Consider the following 14,943-nt stretch of genomic DNA (forward strand, 5'->3'; position numbering starts at 1 on the left):
TTAGTTGGCTTGCACGCCCTGCGTTTCCGGCAGGGTCGCTTCGGCGGTCATCACAGGAGTGCGCGGACCCGCGGCGATGGCGGCCGCGATTTGCTGCGTTTCGGGGCAGGTTTCGCCGCATAGCGACTGAACCGCCGCCAGCTTTTCACGCGCCTTTTCCAGGGCGCCCTTCTCTGCCAGCGCGGCCCCTTCGCCAGCCATGGCGACGAGGTTCTGCGGATCGCGGTCGAGCGCTTCGCGATAATAGCGGATCGCCTTGCCCTGAAGATTATCCGCGCGCGCCGCTTCGGCGAGGTGGATGAAAATGGGGGTGTACCCGGGATCGACTGCCAGTGCGGCCTCGAACGCGTCGATTGCGCCCTGCGTATCGCCGGCATCCAGCGCAGACTGGCCTTCCGCAATCAAAACGCCTGCCCGCGGCGCCGGATCGCGCTCGTTCCCCCAGCTGACACTCGCCGTAAGCGCGAGAGCTAGCGAAAGGGCAGCAGCGGCGGGAGCAAAACGCATTATCGTCTCCGTCAGGGGCGTAGTCGCAGTTGGGCGCGGGTCGGCCATGTCACAAGGCTATCACGACTTTTCTGCACGGGCGATGAAAAAACCGTCCGTCCCGTCATGGTGCGGGGTGAGGCGGATGCCCTGCCCTCGTGCAAGTCCGGCGGGGAGGTCCATCGCTGTGGCGCTGAAACCTGCGCTGCGCGAAATGAAAGCGTCGAACTGCTCCGCACCCTCCTCGTCCAGCAAGGAGCAGGTGACGTAGATCAAGCGCCCACCGGGCTTCACAAGACGAGCGCCGATGTCGAGCAGGCGAGCCTGCAGGTCGGTCAGGCGCGCGAGTTCCTTCTCGTCCAGCCTCCAGCGCGCTTCGGGATTGCGTCGCCATGTGCCGACGCCCGAACACGGGGCGTCGATCAGGACTGCATCCGCCTGACCTTCGAGACTAGCGAGAGCATCAAGTTCCTGTCCGGGATTGAGCAGCGCCGTCTCGATATTGGTCGCCCCGGCACGCTCCGCCCGCGGCATCAGGGCAGACAAGCGATTGCGGTCGGTATCGCTCGCGACAAGGCGGCCGAGATTGTCCATCGCTGCTGCAAGCGACAAGGTCTTGCCGCCCCCGCCCGCGCATAGGTCGATGATGTTTTCGCCGGGCTGCGCGCCGACGGCAAGGCAGGCGATCTGGGAGCCGGTGTCCTGGATCTCGACCTTGCCTTCGCGCCAGTCCGGCCATTGTTCGACCTGCGTGCCAGCCTCGAGGCGAAGGCCATTCGGCGCAGAGGTGGGTGTGCCTTCGACCGGGAGCGCCAGGGTGGCGCGCTCGGCTTTCAGCGTGTTGACGCGGATGTCGAGGGGTGCGCGATCCAGCAGGGCTTGCGCTTCAGGGCCCGAGATGTCCGATCCGGCGAGCTTTCGGTCCAACCAGTCGGGCGCAATTCCGCCTGCCGCTACCGGTTCCTCGTTGACGAGTTCTGCAGGACCGTAATTCGAACCGTCGAACAGGTCGCGTATATGCTCGTCCGTCTCTGCAAGGCGCAGCATCGCGGCGCGGCCTGTTTCCGGGACCGGACCGCATGCGCGAATGGCCGCATAGACCAGCTCGCGAATGGCGCGGCGGTCCTTGGACCCGGCGAACCGGTTGCTACGAAACCACTCCGCGAGAATGCGGTCGGCAGGCGCACCTTTCGACCGTGCCGACGCGATAATCGCATCGAGCAGTTCGATCGAGGTCTGGACTCTGGCGGCGGGGGTCATTTTCCTTCGCGTTTCGCGGTATCGCGCCGTTCGATCAATTGCTCGAACTCGCTCGGATCGGGCATCGGAAGGCACCAGTGGCGCAAGTCGTCGCGCTCCATGTGGGCTTCGCGCGCAATCTCATCGAGCATCGCGTCTGCAGCGGCGAAGCACTCTTCCTGGCTCTCGAACAGGATAGCCTGGCGTTCGAGAACGACGTGCACCGGCTGCTCGTCCACGATCTTGAGGACGAACAGCATGAAAGGGACGAAGAGTTCCATGGTTTAACGCGAAGGGTAGTTCGGCGCTTCGCGGGTAATGGAAACGTCGTGCACGTGGCTTTCGGTGAGACCGGCGTTGGTGATGCGCACGAACTGCGCGCGCTTGCGCAGATCGTCGATCGTGGCGCTGCCGGTGTAGCCCATGGCGGCCTTGATCCCGCCGACAAGCTGGTGGACCACGGCGGCGGCGGCACCCTTGTAGGGCACTTGGCCTTCGATACCTTCGGGCACCAGTTTCTGCTGGCTGACGTCGGCCTGGAAATAGCGGTCGGCACTGCCGCGCGCCATCGCACCCACGCTGCCCATGCCGCGATAGCTCTTGTAGCTGCGGCCCTGGTAGATGAAGGTTTCGCCGGGCGCTTCTTCAGTACCTGCCAGCATCGAACCGATCATGATGCTCGATGCGCCTGCAGCCAGCGCCTTGGCCGCATCGCCGCTGGTGCGAAGACCACCATCGCCGATGACAGGCACGCCGGCCTTTTCTGCCGCTTCGGCGCAATCCATGATTGCCGTCAGCTGCGGCACGCCGACACCCGCGACAACACGCGTGGTGCAGATAGAACCCGGACCGATGCCGACCTTCACTGCGTCCGCACCCGCATCGCACAGGGCGCGCGTGGCTTCGGCGGTCGCGACATTGCCTGCGATCACCTGCACGCTGTTGGACAGCTTCTTCACCCGTTCGACGGCCTTGGAAACTTCCTTGTTGTGGCCGTGGGCGGTGTCGATCACCACCACGTCGACTTCGGCATCAATCAGCGCTTCGGTGCGCTCGAAACCCTTGTTGCCGACCGTCGATGCAGCGGCGACGCGCAGCCGCCCGCTAAGATCCTTGGTCGCATCGGGATAGGCCACGGCCTTCTCGATGTCCTTTACCGTGATGAGACCCACACAGCGCCCGTCATCGTCGACCACGAGCAGCTTCTCGATCCGGCGCTGGTGCAGCATTCGGCGCGCCTCTTCCTGCCCGGTGCCGAGCGGCACGGTGGCGAGGTTTTCGGTGGTCATCAGCTCGCTGACCGGCTGGTTGGGATTTTCGGCGAAGCGCACGTCGCGGTTGGTGAGAATGCCGACCAGCTTGCCGCCGCGATCGGTCACGGGAATGCCGCTGATGCGGTTGGCAGTCATGATCTGCTGCGCATCGCCCAGCGTGGCTTCCGGGTTGATGGTGATCGGGTTGACCACCATGCCGCTTTCATAGCGCTTCACCGCTCGCACGGCCGCTGCCTGGTCTTTGACCTCGAAATTGCGGTGCAACACACCGATGCCGCCAAGCTGCGCCATGGCGATGGCCATGTCGGCTTCCGTCACCGTGTCCATCGCGCTGGAGATGACCGGGATGTTCAGCTGGATGTCGCGCGTCAACCGCGTGATCGTCTTGGCCATCGAAGGCAGGATATCGCTCTCTGCCGGACGCAGGAGAACGTCGTCGAAAGTGAGGCCGAGGGGGATGTCGATGGATGCCACGTTGAGAATCGCCTGCCGGAGTAAATGTGGCGGCCCATGTAACGACGCTTCGCGGGATTAGCTAGTGGCTCGGGGACGTTTACTCCGCCGTCCAACCGCCATCGACGCTCCAGTTCGCGCCGTTCACGTTTTGCGCCTCGTCGCGGCACAGGAATACCGCCAGTGCGCCGATCTCTTCCGGCTGGACGAACTTCTTGGTGGCCTGCTTCACCAATAGCACGTCGTTGATGACCTCGTCGCGGGTCATCCCGCGCGCTTTCATCGTGTCGGGGATCTGGTTTTCGACCAGCGGGGTCCAGACGTAGCCCGGGCTGATACAGTTGGCGGTGATGCCATGCGGCGCCAGTTCGAGGCCGATGGTCTTGGTAAATCCGTCGAGCCCGTGCTTGGCCGAATTGTAGGCGCTCTTGAAGGGAGAGGCGACCTTGGAGTGCGCGCTGGCGGTGTTGATTATGCGACCCCAGCCCTTCTCTTTCATGTGCGGCACGGCAAGCCGCGTGGTGTGAAAGGCGGCTGTCAGGTTCAGCGCGATGATCGTGTCCCACTTGTCGACCGGAAACTCCTCGACCGGGGCGACATGCTGCATCCCGGCGTTATTGACGAGGATGTCGATCCCGCCGCTGTCGGCCATCATCGCCTCGATCTGGGCGACATCGGTCAGGTCCGCGCCCGAGTGGGTCGCGCCCAGTTCCTCGCACAACTTTGCGATCTCGCCCTCGTCTCCGAAGCCGTTCAGGACCACCTCGGCGCCTTCTGCCGCAAGGGCCCGTGCGGTCGCCAGACCGATGCCCGAAGTCGATCCGGTGACAAATGCGCGCTTTCCTTCGAGAAACATTTGTGGCCTCAAGTGTTGTGACTAACATGCAAGCCATTGCGCAGCAGCGCTGAACGGTCAATCGCGGGGGATGCAGGAATGCGGCTAAATCCATTCAATACCGACAATATCCAGGTTCGCTCCAGCGGGGGCGCCGGCAAGGCAGGCGGCATCGGCTGCGGTACGATCATCATCGCCGCCATCGGCTATTTCGTCTTCGGCCTCGATCCGATGCAGACTGCAAGCACGGTCGAAAGCGTGCAGCAGGGCTCGCAGCAGGCAGGCCCCGCCAACACCGACGAAGAGGCGATCTGCAACTCCAGCGAATATGCGCGCGAGGCGTGCAACGGCCTCCAATCGCTCAACCAAACCTGGGCGCGCACTTTCCAGGAGCAGGGGTACGCCGACAGTTTCCGCCAGCCCACGCTCGACCTGTTCCGCAATGGCCGCGTCACCACGCAGGGTTGCGGCAGCGCGACTTCGGCCGCCGGTCCGTTCTACTGCCCGGCCGACGAGACGATCTATATCGACACCAGCTTCTACGACCAGCTGGCGCAAATGGCGGGCAATCGCGGAGATTTCGCGCGCTATTACGTGCTTGCCCATGAATACGGCCACCATATCCAGACACTGACCGGCGTGTCGCAGCAGATTCGCAGTGCGCAGGCGCAGAACCGCCGTCAGGCGAACCAGCTGCAAGTACTCATGGAACTGCAAGCCGATTGCTATGCCGGTGTATGGGCGGGCAAGAACCGCAACCTCATCGAGCCGGGCGATATCGAGGAAGGCATGGAAGCTGCCGCCGCCATCGGTGACGACCGCCTGACCGGCGGCCGCGTGTCGAGCGAGAACTTCACCCATGGCACCAGCGCCCAGCGCAGCCAGGCCTTGCGCCTCGGCCTGCAGGGCGATGACCGCCAGTGCGACGCGATCACCAATATCGGTTGATAGTCCAGCCAAGGCACAGAAAAGGGCGCGGTCCTCTCGGCCCGCGCCCTTTCTTTTTCCAACGCTCGCGGCGTCAGGCTTCCAGCGGTTCTCCAGGCTCCCTTACGGCCTGCGACCAGTCGAGATTGCGGGTGGCATACATCACGCCCGCCAGCGCGAAGAACATCGCGACCGAGCCAACGATCAGCGAGGCTTCCTCGAGGCTCATCAGCACGTAAAGTCCGGCGTAGAGTGCCGTCAGCAGACCGCCGATAAAGCCTGCCCGCTTCCACCCGCCAAGAACTGCGGCACTGTAGGCGGTCAGCAGCCCGATAATGGCTGCACTGGCGATCAGATACGCCAAGGCAAACCCCGCGACTTCGGCGAAGGCCAAAAGCAGCACAAAGAACAGCACCAGCCCTGCCCCCGTCAGGAGGTATTCCGCCGCCGCCACGCGGGCTCCGCCGATCACGTCGAACAGCAGGAAGGCAAGAAATGTGAAGCCGATAAAGAGGAAGCCATATTTCACGCTGCGGTCGACCTGTGAGTAGATGTCGCCAGGCTCGACCAGGGCGATTGTCGCCCAGGCAACGTTCGAGGCTTCTTCGACGGCGCCGTATTCCGACATCATGCGACGTTCCAGTTCCGCTTCGGCTTCGTCAGCCGGTCCGTCTGCCGGACCTTGGCCAATAGCGAGCGTCCCGATCGACCAGTTCGCGCTGAAGCCTTCGTCGGAGATGTCGCTGGTGTCCGGCAGATAGCGACCTTCGAATCCGGGGTGCTGCCAGGACGAGGTCACGTTCCAGCGCGTGTCGCCGCCCTCCGGAGCCAGTGACAGGGACCGGCTACCGCGCAGGGTATAGCTGTATTCGAGGTCGAGCGCGTCACCCTCGCTCCAGTCGTAGGTGCCGTGGAAGCCGCTGCCCTCGCCGCGGGCACGCTGGCCCGGTGACAGCTCGACCGCTTCTCCGCCGAGGCTCGCTTTCGCGCCGCCGCGCAAACCGCGTGCATCGCTCACCCCGAAGCGCAGCCGCGCCTCGGACAGGACGAGCTGGTCACGCGTCACATCATAGCCGGAAAGATCGTCGGGCAATTCGAACCGCGCCTGTCCAGCCATGTCGGCAGAGAAGAAGACCGTTTCGTAGATCGCTTTCTTCTTGCGCTCCGTATCGAGCTGCGTTTCGAGCGAATGCTGCACCGGGGCAATAAGGATTTCCGAGCGCACCTGCTGCGTCTGCATGACCGATTTGCCATCGACCAGAACCGGGACCTGCTTCTGGGCGAGATAGGGGACGGCAAGGATCGGGGTGGAGACCACCTGCGATCCTCCCGCGCCCGCCGTGATGGTCGATTCCGCGATGCGGGCCTGGTTTTGCCGGTCGTTGACCAGATCATAGACCATGATGATCGGGATCAGCAGCACGAGGCCGATCAGCCCCGCTATGACCAGTTTGACTGTGGGGGATCTGTCTCGCATCGTTTCATCTCCATCTATTGCGATGAAACGTTTTTTGTGAGCGACGAACTGAATGCCTTGTGAACCCGTCCGGGCACGCAAAAGGCCGGCCTCCACGCGGAGACCGGCCTCTCAGGAGTTTGTATTAACTCAGGAGAGCGAGGATTCGAGTTCGGCGATTTCCTCGTCCAGGTCGCGCAGGATTTCCGCGCGGGTTTCTGCATCCAGCGAGCGATCCTTTGCGATCGCCGTCCGCGCCCCGCGGATTGCACTGAGCGCAATGCGGTCACCAGCGGTCTCGCACACATACATCACGGTCTTGCCGTTGGACTTCACCTTCGTGGTGACCGGCTGGTCGGGATAGACGCACTTCTCGATCACTTCAGGCACCGCCGCCATGGCCTGCGCCACCGCCTGTGCGACGGCTGCTTCGGTTTCCGCCTCGAGCTTCGCATGGCGCGCTTCGGCCTTGGCTTCGGCTTTCTCCCGCTTGGCTTCGGCATAGGCCACGCGGCCTTCCGCCCAGTCCTTGCGGCCCTCGGCATAAGCGATGCGGCCTTCGGCCCAATCCTGACGGCTTTCGGCATAGGCAATGCGGGATTCCGCCCATGCCTTGCGGCCCTCGTCATAGTCGCGGGAAGTCCAGCGCTTCTCCACCCGCTTTGCCTCGGCCAAGGCGCGGCGCGCATCGGCCTTCGCGCGGGCGGCGTCAGCCATGGCGCGTTCGTGGTCGGGCGCAGGCGGTGCAAGCGGAGCTTCGGGCGCCATGGGCGGCAGCGGCGCCTCCGGATAGGCTGCGGGCAGCGGTGCTTCGGGCGCTGCAGGGGCGACCGGATAGGCGAAGTCTGCCAGCGGCGCTGCTTCCACGACGGCGACTTCGTCCGAAGTCGGCATGGCCGACACTTCCGCAAAGCAAACCGAGGCGGTGAGCGGCACGGCGAGGAAGGCGCCGGCCAGCGTTGCGCGGCCGGCAATACGGCGGCGCGGCGAAATATCGGACATGTTCAAACTCCTCAAACGATGGATGATCGACTTGTCCCCCAGAACTGGACACGCCATCGGCGCGGCGAGCGCCGGTCGCGGCGTCCCCTGCGGATGGCGAGCGAAATCGGCAATGATGCCGGCATAGGTAGCGCGTTCTTCACGCGGGCGGGCGGCCACGACACGCGCGTCGCAGGCAGCTTCCTGGTCGCGGCGCAGCGCGCTCCAGCCCAGCCAGCCAAGCGGATTGAACCAGTGGATCGCGAACAGCGGCTGGACGGCCATGTTGACGATCAGGTCCCCGCCGCGATGATGGGCGAGCTCGTGCGCAATCGCGAGGTCGCGCGAAATCCGGTCGCGGCTGGCCATGAAGCCTGCTGGCAAGGCGATGACGCGGTCGAGCACACCGAATGCCATCGGCCCCGAAATGGCAGGCGTTTCGATCAGGCGCACGCTGCCGACATCGCCCACCGGGCGCGCATCGTCGAGCAAATCGCGGCGCAGTTCGAAATAGAGATAGAAACGGCGCGTCAGCATGACCGCAGCACCGACCAGCCAGATTGCCACCAGCGGCAGCACGAAGTCGGTGGGGTCCGCGAAGGTTTGCGGCGCAGGCGAACGAGCGGCCATATCGGCAAAGAAGGTGGCAGGCTCTACCGCGGCCTCGTCCAGGGCGAGCGGCGCGGTTTCGAACGACACCTCTTCGCGCGGGGTGAGGTTCATCCATGCCGGAAGCGTGAATGGCGGAACGAAGAGCCGCGCCAGCGGAATAAACCACAGCGCGTAGGCCGCGCCGGAGCCGAAGTGTTTGGCAACGGGACGGCGAAGCACCATCACCATCGCGATCAGGGCGCCTGTCCACACCAGCGTGTCGAACAGGAACCACTCCCAATATTCGCGAAGAAGCTCGATCATTTCCGCATCTCCTTGAGGAGCGCCTCGATCTCTTCGAGGTCGGAATCCGTGAGCGCTTCATTCTCGGCCAGATGGGCGAACAGCGGCGCGGCGCGGCCGCCGAACAGGCGGTCGACCAGCCTGCGCGATTCGCCGCCGACATAGTCGGAACGCTCGATGAGCGGGTGGTAGAGAAACTTGCGCCCCTGCGGTTCGGTACCGATAACGCGCTTTGCCACCAGGCGGCCAAGCAGCGTCTTTACCGTCGGGATCGACCAGTCGTTATCGGCACAGACCCGCTCGCACACTTCGGCAGCCGACAGCGGACTTTCGGTCCACAGGGCCTCCATGACCGCGTGTTCAGCTTCGCTGATCCGGTCACCCGGCGATTGCTTGCGCTGTCCCATAACGTACCTCTTCCCTCGGAATTCGCTGATTTCGTTTACGGCTGTAGACAGTTTGACTACGCGTGTAAACATAAAACGATTCCCGCACCCGCATCTGGCAGAAAGTATCGAGGCACGGGTTGCAACAAAGGCTCTGCACGGGACGCCCGACTATCGATGAACGGCAACAAAGCTCGGGATTGACGACGCACAATGCTGATGTAGCCTGCCTTGCATGCTGAAGATTTTCCTCCCTGCCCTCGCCTTGATTGCCGCACCGCTTGGCGCGCAGGAGGCGGAAGTCGCCCCTCCCCAGCCTGGCGAACCCGAAACCGTCCGCGTCGTCCTCGAAACGACGGCAGGCGACATTACCGTGGAGCTTGAAACCGAGCGGGCACCGATCACGGCGGGCAATTTCCTGCGCTATGTCGATGAAGACCGCTTCGACGGTACGGTCTTCTACCGCGCGATGACGCTGGACTGGGGCGACCAGCCCAACGGACTGATCCAGGGCGGCACGCAGTGGGACCCGGACAGGGTGCTGCCCGGCATCCCACATGAACCGACGACGGTAACCGGCCTCAGCCACACCAAGGGTGCGCTCTCCATGGCGATGGGCGAACCGGGAACGGCCAATGGAGACTTCTCGATCTTCCTTCAGGATTCGACCGGCATGGACGCCGATCCCAAGTCCGAAGACCCCGTATGGCAGAACGGCTATGCGGTGTTCGGCTATGTCGTCGAAGGGATGGACGTGGTCGCCGCAATCCATGCCATGCCCACCGATCCCGAAAAGGGAGAAGGCTGGATGAAAGGACAGATGCTGGCCGAGCCGGTCAAGCTCATAGAGGCGCGCCGCCTCGCCTCTCCGAGCGAGGACTAACAGACCTCGGCGGTGTTTTCCGGAATTGGTCCCGGCGGTACGCGCGCCGGGCTGGCGTGGAAGGGGTCGGATTTGAGCCGGTGCCGCATACCGTATGCCGCGCCCAATGCGGCGAACAGCTTCGGATCATATGCCGCAAGATCGGGGTGATCGAGGATGCGCAGCCCGTCTACGACGACCAAACGGTTCGAATTGAACCAGATCTGCGTGCCTTCGGCCCAGTATTCCTGGATGGTCGTGGTCGCGTATTCGTTCAGCCAGAGATCGTTGGCGAGCGCATGGGCATAGGCAGCCTCGATTTCGGCAAATAGCGCGGGATCGACCGCTTCGATCGCAAACAGGACATTGTGCGCCATCTCGTGGACGAAAATGGTTTCGCCGAAATAGCGTGACGTCGGCAGGCCGAGGACGTCCTCTTCCGATCCGACCGTGCGCTCGCCGCCAATCCCTCTTGCGCGCTCGTCCCAATATTCGCGATCGGACTTGGCACCGATGCGCACGTCGTAATGCTTGAGTTCGCAGCGCGTCAGGCGCGGATCGTCACGAGCAGGCTTCGTCCAATGCGCCTTGTCGGGCAGGTCGAGCAATGCTTCGTCTTCGGCGATAATCGCGACGCGATAGTCGTTCGCCGCCAGCCATGTCGCGAAGTCAGGTCGGTGCGCCAGCATCCCGCGTGCCATGTCACGCGCGGAAAGGAGCGCCTCGTCGGATACCCGGGCCGACGACAGGATCGGAATGCCCGAGGCGTCGACGTGCTTTGCATAAAAGGGTTCGGCGCCAATCGACGAAGGCGGTGCGGCGGGCGTCACCGCACAGGCCGCGAGTGCGAGAATCAATGCAGGCGACAAGTAACCCTTCACAGCAACCTCGCCCTTTGGTCGGGCGTAAGCAATGCACAGGCTTCGGTCTTGCCGAACCAGCGATAGCGGTTGCGCGCAACGAAGCGGTATATTGCGTCGCGAAGGGGCCGCGGGACGATGCGAAAAACCCCGGCAAGCCGCCACAGGCCGCCCAAGCGGCGCGCCAACTGAAAGTATCCCTCGCTCATTTCATATGCCTGCCCATCCGCCAGGAACAGGTAGCTGTCATCCATCCTTAACCCGTAATGCCGGTAAAGCGCGCTGCCCAGTTCGCCTTGCGCGCTGGTGAGCGCGATCCTTTCCTTCCGGTCATGCTGCATGATGAACCGCGCTCCGCCCGAACAGAGGACGCAGACATTATCGAAAACGAATAGTGGACGGCTGTCGTCGAAGTCGGGGACCTGCGGATCGTCGCGATAGCTGTATGGTGGATGCGTCATTCGTCGATACACTCGATATCGAGGCCCGCGAAAGCCGCGCGGTATTCATCCAGGGAAATCACGTCGAGACATGGCCGCGCTCCGGGTGCCAGTTGCTCTCCACGAGCAAGCTTGCGGGCAATCAGGATCGGCGGGATGACCGGGATGTTCGGCCCGTGGCCACTGCGGGCGATGATCCAGTGTCGCCGGATGACCGGAGCGCCTCTAGCGTCCACCCCCTCGATCACCATGTGGAAACCGCTGCGCCCCCGGCTGAGGACATTGAAAGGCTTCGACAGGCTGACCAACAGGTCGGCAAAGCGCGACAGGTTCGGGATCAACCGCACCCTCCGCAGCGCGCCCATCACCCACAGCCCGAAATGTAGGGGTGCGATTTCGTGTCCGGCAAGGAAGCGATGGTCCTGCAATCCCGGGTATCGCGATTGGAAGAGTTCGAGGTCCGGAACATCGCCGGTAGCAAACCAGCGGCGCCCGAGATCGGGATAGTCGACTGGGATAGCGCCGCGCCATCCGATCTCTTCCTGCATCCGGCCAGCCTGAAGGCGCGTGAACCGCTCTCCGACATAGGACAGCACCGCAGCCACCGTCCCCGCGCCGCGATTGGCTTGTTCTGCGCCGCTGATCCCGTATTCGACACGGCGCAGTTCCGTCATGTCTTCAAGCGCCGCGTCGCAATAGGCAGCCGTCAGCGCCGGGACCGAGCTGGCGCCGGAGAGGACCGTGACGCCCTTTTCCCGCGCGACTGAATCCAGCTCTCCGATGCCGCACACGAATGCGCGCGCATCCGCGATGTCGCAATAATGGGCGCCGACCGCGATCGCCGCCTTCGCTACGCCGTACCCCTGGCCTTGATACGGGCCGACCATGTTGATAACGAGGTCCGGCGCAATCTCGCCAAGCATGACGGCAGGAGGATCCGCGATATCGACACGGGCCGCGTGCGCCGGATTGGCAGCCTGCAAGCCAGCTGCGAACTTCTGTGCCTTTGCCAGGTTACGTCCGCAGATGACGAGTTCGATCGCTCTGTCCGCAGCCAGCTGGCGTGCGACGTAGCCACCGAAATTGCCGTAGCCTCCGATGATGGCGACACGAAACGGCATGACCTGCTTGCCGCGGGTTTAGTAGACCCGCTTTTTCGGCTCGATGTAGTCGACGTCGTCGGTCAGCGTGTACTCGTGGACCGGACGATAATCGATCTTCACGCCGCCGCCATTGCCGCCCCAACCGTCGAACCAGGCGATGGTGTGCTTCATCCAGTTCTTGTCGTCACGCTCAGGGAAGTCCTCGTGCGCGTGGGCACCGCGGCTTTCCTTGCGGTTTTCGGCCGAAGCGATGGTCACATTGGCCTGCGCCATGAGGTTGTCGAGTTCGAGCGTTTCGATGAGGTCGCTGTTCCAGATCATCGAGCGGTCGTGGACCTTCACGTCCTCCATCCGTTTGTTAACGTCGCGGAGCAGCTCGACGCCTTCGGAAAGCAGCTTGCTGTCGCGGAACACGGCAGCGTGCTTCTGCATGCTCTTCTGCATGTCGGAACGCAGGACAGCGGTCGGGATGCTGCCGTCGGCATGACGGAAGTGGTCGAGGCGCGTCAGCGCGAGGTCGGCGCTGTCCTTGGGAAGTTCGTCATGGCTGACGCCGGGCTTGACGATTTCCTTCAGGCGATGGCCGGTCGCGCGGCCGAAGACCACGAGATCGATCAGCGAGTTCGAGCCGAGGCGGTTCGCGCCGTGGACCGACACACAGGCCGCTTCGCCGACGGCGAATAGGCCGGGGACGATCTTTTCCGGATCGCTCGGATCGCCCGCCATCACTTCGCCGTGATAGTTACAGGGGATGCCGCCCATGTTGTAATGGACCGTCGGCGTGACCGGCAGAGGCTGCTTGGTCAGGTCGACACCGGCAAAGATCTTGCCGCTTTCGGTGATGCCCGGCAGGCGCTCGCCCAAAACCTTGGGATCGATGTGATCGAGGTGCAGGTAGATGTGGTCGCCATCGGGGCCGACACCGCGTCCCTCGCGCATTTCCAGCGCCATCGAACGCGACACGACGTCGCGCGATGCAAGGTCCTTGGCGGAAGGCGCATAGCGTTCCATGAACCGCTCGCCTTCGGAATTGGTCAGGTAACCGCCCTCGCCGCGCGCACCTTCGGTGATGAGCACGCCAGCACCGTAGATGCCGGTCGGGTGGAACTGCACGAATTCCATGTCCTGCAGCGGGAGGCCGGCGCGCAGCACCATGCCGCCACCGTCGCCGGTGCAGGTATGGGCCGAGGTCGCGGTGTAATAGCAGCGGCCATAACCGCCCGTCGCCAGCACGACCGCGTGGCTGCGGAAACGGTGGATCGTCCCATCGTCGAGGCACATGGCGATGACGCCGCGGCAAACCTTGCCGTTCGGACCGTCTTCCATGATCAGGTCGAGCGCGAAATATTCGATGAAGAAGTCCGCGTCGTACTTCAGGCTCTGCTGGTAGAGCGCGTGCAGCATGGCGTGACCCGTACGGTCGGCCGCGGCGCAGGTGCGCTGCACGGGCGGGCCTTCGCCCATGTTCTGCATGTGGCCGCCGAAGGGGCGCTGGTAGATCGTGCCGTCGTCATTGCGGCTGAAGGGCACACCGGCGTGCTCCAGCTCGTAGACCGCCTGCGGGGCTTCGCGGACCATGTATTCGATCGCATCCTGGTCGCCGAGCCAGTCGGAGCCCTTCACCGTATCGTACATGTGCCACGACCAGTGGTCGGGCGTGTTGTTGCCGAGCGAAGCGGCGATGCCGCCCTGCGCTGCAACGGTGTGCGAACGGGTCGGGAAAACCTTGGTGATGCAGGCCGTGCGCAGGCCGCTTTCCGCGCTGCCCATCGTGGCGCGCAGGCCCGAGCCACCGGCGCCGACGACGACGGTGTCATAGGTGTGGTCGATGATTGGGTAACTGCGACCGCCGATTTCGAAAGTTTCGGTGCGGGCCATCAGGCGGCTCCTCCGAGGGCAAGGCGCGCGATCGATACGAGACCGAAGGCTGCGCCGCCGATTGTTGCAAGGTTGAGAAGGGTGAGCACGCCGAACTTGGTGCCGGCGTCGTGAACGTAATCCTCGATCAGGACCTGGAGGCCGAGGCGCGCGTGCCAGAACACGCTGACAATCAGCAGCGCGAGTGCGGTGGCGGGCAGCGTCTGCGATGCCCAGCCGGTCATGGAGGCGTAATCGTAGGACGGCAGCATCGCCAGGCTGACCACGAGGAACAGCATGAGCACGAGGTTGCCGATGGCGGTGAAGCGCTGCACCAGCCAGTGATGCGCGCCTTCATGCGACGGGCCGAGCCCGCGCACGCGTCCGATGGAAGTTCCGTTACCCATTGCGCGGCCTCACTTAAGCAGGATCACGGCCCAGAAAAGGGCGGTGAGAATAATTGCGATGACGGGCGACAGGATCGACCACGTCTTGTTGGTGTCGAGTTCGTAACCGGCACCGATGTCCAGCACGAAGTGGCGCAGCCCGCTCATCATGTGGGTGAAGAATGCCCAGGTCAGACCGACCAGAACGATCATGCCGACGGGCGAACCCATGATGCCTGCGAAGGTCGAATAGGCCGCTTCGCCAGCGGCCATCGAACCGAGCCACCACAGCAGCACGCCGAGACCGACCAGCGCCAGTCCGTCACCGGTGATGCGGTGCAGGATGGATACCGCCATATGCGGTCCCCATTTCCAGATCTGCAGGTGTGGTGAAAGCGGGCGGTTGGCCATGCATCTATTCCATATCGCTGAATTCGTGCCGCCTCCTTAGCGAACTGCCGGTGCAAGGCAAGGCGTGCGGCCTCGACAAAAGGCGCAAATTTT

At 63.6% G+C, this 14,943-nt stretch carries 16 protein-coding genes; 2 read left to right on the forward strand and 14 right to left on the reverse strand.

Annotated features, from left to right (window positions below; translation table 11 throughout):
* The 5 genes from BM173_RS07610 to BM173_RS07630 all read right to left on the reverse strand — a co-directional run bounded on the left by BM173_RS07610 (position 1) and on the right by BM173_RS07630 (position 4,308).
* Positions 1–507, reverse strand: a complete 507-nt coding sequence (locus tag BM173_RS07610; RefSeq protein WP_143089599.1) for a tetratricopeptide repeat protein — start codon at positions 505–507, stop codon at positions 1–3.
* Between the two features lie 60 nt (positions 508–567).
* The gene (locus BM173_RS07615) at positions 568–1,746 is read right to left on the reverse strand and encodes an RsmB/NOP family class I SAM-dependent RNA methyltransferase (RefSeq protein ID WP_090479534.1); all 1,179 of its coding nucleotides are present in this window, start codon (positions 1,744–1,746) and stop codon (positions 568–570) included.
* Positions 1,743–2,006, reverse strand: coding sequence for a hypothetical protein (locus BM173_RS07620; protein ID WP_090479538.1), 264 nt, complete (start codon positions 2,004–2,006; stop codon positions 1,743–1,745). The genes BM173_RS07615 and BM173_RS07620 overlap by 4 nt, the downstream gene beginning before the upstream one ends.
* Before the next feature lie 3 nt (positions 2,007–2,009).
* Positions 2,010–3,464, reverse strand: a complete 1,455-nt coding sequence (gene guaB, locus BM173_RS07625) for an IMP dehydrogenase (RefSeq protein WP_090480264.1) — start codon at positions 3,462–3,464, stop codon at positions 2,010–2,012.
* An 88-nt stretch (positions 3,465–3,552) separates the two neighbouring features.
* Positions 3,553–4,308, reverse strand: a complete 756-nt coding sequence (locus BM173_RS07630; RefSeq protein ID WP_090479541.1) for a 3-hydroxybutyrate dehydrogenase — start codon at positions 4,306–4,308, stop codon at positions 3,553–3,555.
* A 78-nt stretch (positions 4,309–4,386) separates the two neighbouring features.
* On the opposite strand from BM173_RS07630, the gene ypfJ reads away from it, so the two are divergent.
* Positions 4,387–5,235, forward strand: coding sequence for a KPN_02809 family neutral zinc metallopeptidase (gene ypfJ, locus BM173_RS07635; protein ID WP_090479544.1), 849 nt, complete (start codon positions 4,387–4,389; stop codon positions 5,233–5,235).
* A gap of 73 nt (positions 5,236–5,308) precedes the next feature.
* On the opposite strand, the gene creD is transcribed toward ypfJ, so the two are convergent.
* From creD to BM173_RS07650, 3 genes are all read right to left on the reverse strand, one after another.
* On the reverse strand, positions 5,309–6,691 hold the full coding sequence (gene creD / locus BM173_RS07640; protein ID WP_245755813.1) for a cell envelope integrity protein CreD: 1,383 nt from the start codon (positions 6,689–6,691) through the stop codon (positions 5,309–5,311).
* A 129-nt stretch (positions 6,692–6,820) separates the two neighbouring features.
* Positions 6,821–8,566, reverse strand: a complete 1,746-nt coding sequence (locus BM173_RS07645; protein WP_090479547.1) for a M56 family metallopeptidase — start codon at positions 8,564–8,566, stop codon at positions 6,821–6,823.
* Positions 8,563–8,952, reverse strand: coding sequence for a BlaI/MecI/CopY family transcriptional regulator (locus BM173_RS07650; protein ID WP_090479550.1), 390 nt, complete (start codon positions 8,950–8,952; stop codon positions 8,563–8,565). The genes BM173_RS07645 and BM173_RS07650 overlap by 4 nt, the downstream gene beginning before the upstream one ends.
* 214 nt (positions 8,953–9,166) lie before the next feature.
* Between BM173_RS07650 and BM173_RS07655 the strand changes: the two genes are divergently transcribed.
* Entirely contained in the window at positions 9,167–9,814 is a 648-nt protein-coding gene (locus tag BM173_RS07655) for a peptidylprolyl isomerase (protein ID WP_090479553.1), read from the forward strand.
* Here the strand turns inward: BM173_RS07655 and BM173_RS07660 are convergent.
* Genes BM173_RS07660 through sdhC form a run of 6 tightly spaced genes read right to left on the reverse strand, consistent with a single transcriptional unit; the run spans position 9,811 to position 14,850 of the window.
* The gene (locus BM173_RS07660; RefSeq protein WP_245755814.1) at positions 9,811–10,650 is read right to left on the reverse strand and encodes a glycoside hydrolase; all 840 of its coding nucleotides are present in this window, start codon (positions 10,648–10,650) and stop codon (positions 9,811–9,813) included. The genes BM173_RS07655 and BM173_RS07660 overlap by 4 nt on opposite strands.
* 20 nt (positions 10,651–10,670) lie before the next feature.
* The gene (locus BM173_RS07665; protein ID WP_090479556.1) at positions 10,671–11,114 is read right to left on the reverse strand and encodes a thiol-disulfide oxidoreductase DCC family protein; all 444 of its coding nucleotides are present in this window, start codon (positions 11,112–11,114) and stop codon (positions 10,671–10,673) included.
* Positions 11,111–12,214, reverse strand: coding sequence for a saccharopine dehydrogenase family protein (locus tag BM173_RS07670; protein WP_090479559.1), 1,104 nt, complete (start codon positions 12,212–12,214; stop codon positions 11,111–11,113). The genes BM173_RS07665 and BM173_RS07670 overlap by 4 nt, the downstream gene beginning before the upstream one ends.
* Before the next feature lie 18 nt (positions 12,215–12,232).
* Positions 12,233–14,074: a succinate dehydrogenase flavoprotein subunit gene (gene sdhA / locus BM173_RS07675; RefSeq protein WP_090479562.1), complete on the reverse strand. Its 1,842-nt coding sequence runs from the start codon at positions 14,072–14,074 to the stop codon at positions 12,233–12,235.
* Positions 14,074–14,460, reverse strand: a complete 387-nt coding sequence (sdhD, locus tag BM173_RS07680) for a succinate dehydrogenase, hydrophobic membrane anchor protein (protein ID WP_090479565.1) — start codon at positions 14,458–14,460, stop codon at positions 14,074–14,076. Before sdhD ends, sdhA begins: the two co-directional genes overlap by 1 nt.
* Before the next feature lie 9 nt (positions 14,461–14,469).
* Complete coding sequence (gene sdhC / locus BM173_RS07685; protein ID WP_090479568.1) at positions 14,470–14,850, reverse strand: succinate dehydrogenase, cytochrome b556 subunit; 381 nt, start codon at positions 14,848–14,850, stop codon at positions 14,470–14,472.
* Positions 14,851–14,943 lie beyond the last annotated feature (93 nt).

This window comes from Qipengyuania nanhaisediminis, from assembly GCF_900115585.1.
GTDB classification, from domain to species: Bacteria; Pseudomonadota; Alphaproteobacteria; order Sphingomonadales; family Sphingomonadaceae; genus Qipengyuania; species Qipengyuania nanhaisediminis.

Bases quoted from the DNA above. Each gene is read 5' to 3' on its own strand.
- BM173_RS07610 (WP_143089599.1), bottom strand. From the start codon at position 507: ATGCGTTTTGCTCCCGCCGCTGCTGCCCTTTCGCTAGCTCTCGCGCTT.
- BM173_RS07645 (WP_090479547.1), bottom strand. From the start codon at position 8,566: ATGATCGAGCTTCTTCGCGAATATTGGGAGTGGTTCCTGTTCGACACG.
- ypfJ (WP_090479544.1), top strand. From the start codon at position 4,387: ATGCGGCTAAATCCATTCAATACCGACAATATCCAGGTTCGCTCCAGC.
- BM173_RS07630 (WP_090479541.1), bottom strand. From the start codon at position 4,308: ATGTTTCTCGAAGGAAAGCGCGCATTTGTCACCGGATCGACTTCGGGC.
- sdhC (WP_090479568.1), bottom strand. From the start codon at position 14,850: ATGGCCAACCGCCCGCTTTCACCACACCTGCAGATCTGGAAATGGGGA.
- sdhA (WP_090479562.1), bottom strand. From the start codon at position 14,074: ATGGCCCGCACCGAAACTTTCGAAATCGGCGGTCGCAGTTACCCAATC.
- creD (WP_245755813.1), bottom strand. From the start codon at position 6,691: ATGCGAGACAGATCCCCCACAGTCAAACTGGTCATAGCGGGGCTGATC.
- BM173_RS07620 (WP_090479538.1), bottom strand. From the start codon at position 2,006: ATGGAACTCTTCGTCCCTTTCATGCTGTTCGTCCTCAAGATCGTGGAC.
- BM173_RS07615 (WP_090479534.1), bottom strand. From the start codon at position 1,746: ATGACCCCCGCCGCCAGAGTCCAGACCTCGATCGAACTGCTCGATGCG.
- BM173_RS07650 (WP_090479550.1), bottom strand. From the start codon at position 8,952: ATGGGACAGCGCAAGCAATCGCCGGGTGACCGGATCAGCGAAGCTGAA.
- sdhD (WP_090479565.1), bottom strand. From the start codon at position 14,460: ATGGGTAACGGAACTTCCATCGGACGCGTGCGCGGGCTCGGCCCGTCG.
- BM173_RS07665 (WP_090479556.1), bottom strand. From the start codon at position 11,114: ATGACGCATCCACCATACAGCTATCGCGACGATCCGCAGGTCCCCGAC.
- BM173_RS07655 (WP_090479553.1), top strand. From the start codon at position 9,167: ATGCTGAAGATTTTCCTCCCTGCCCTCGCCTTGATTGCCGCACCGCTT.
- BM173_RS07670 (WP_090479559.1), bottom strand. From the start codon at position 12,214: ATGCCGTTTCGTGTCGCCATCATCGGAGGCTACGGCAATTTCGGTGGC.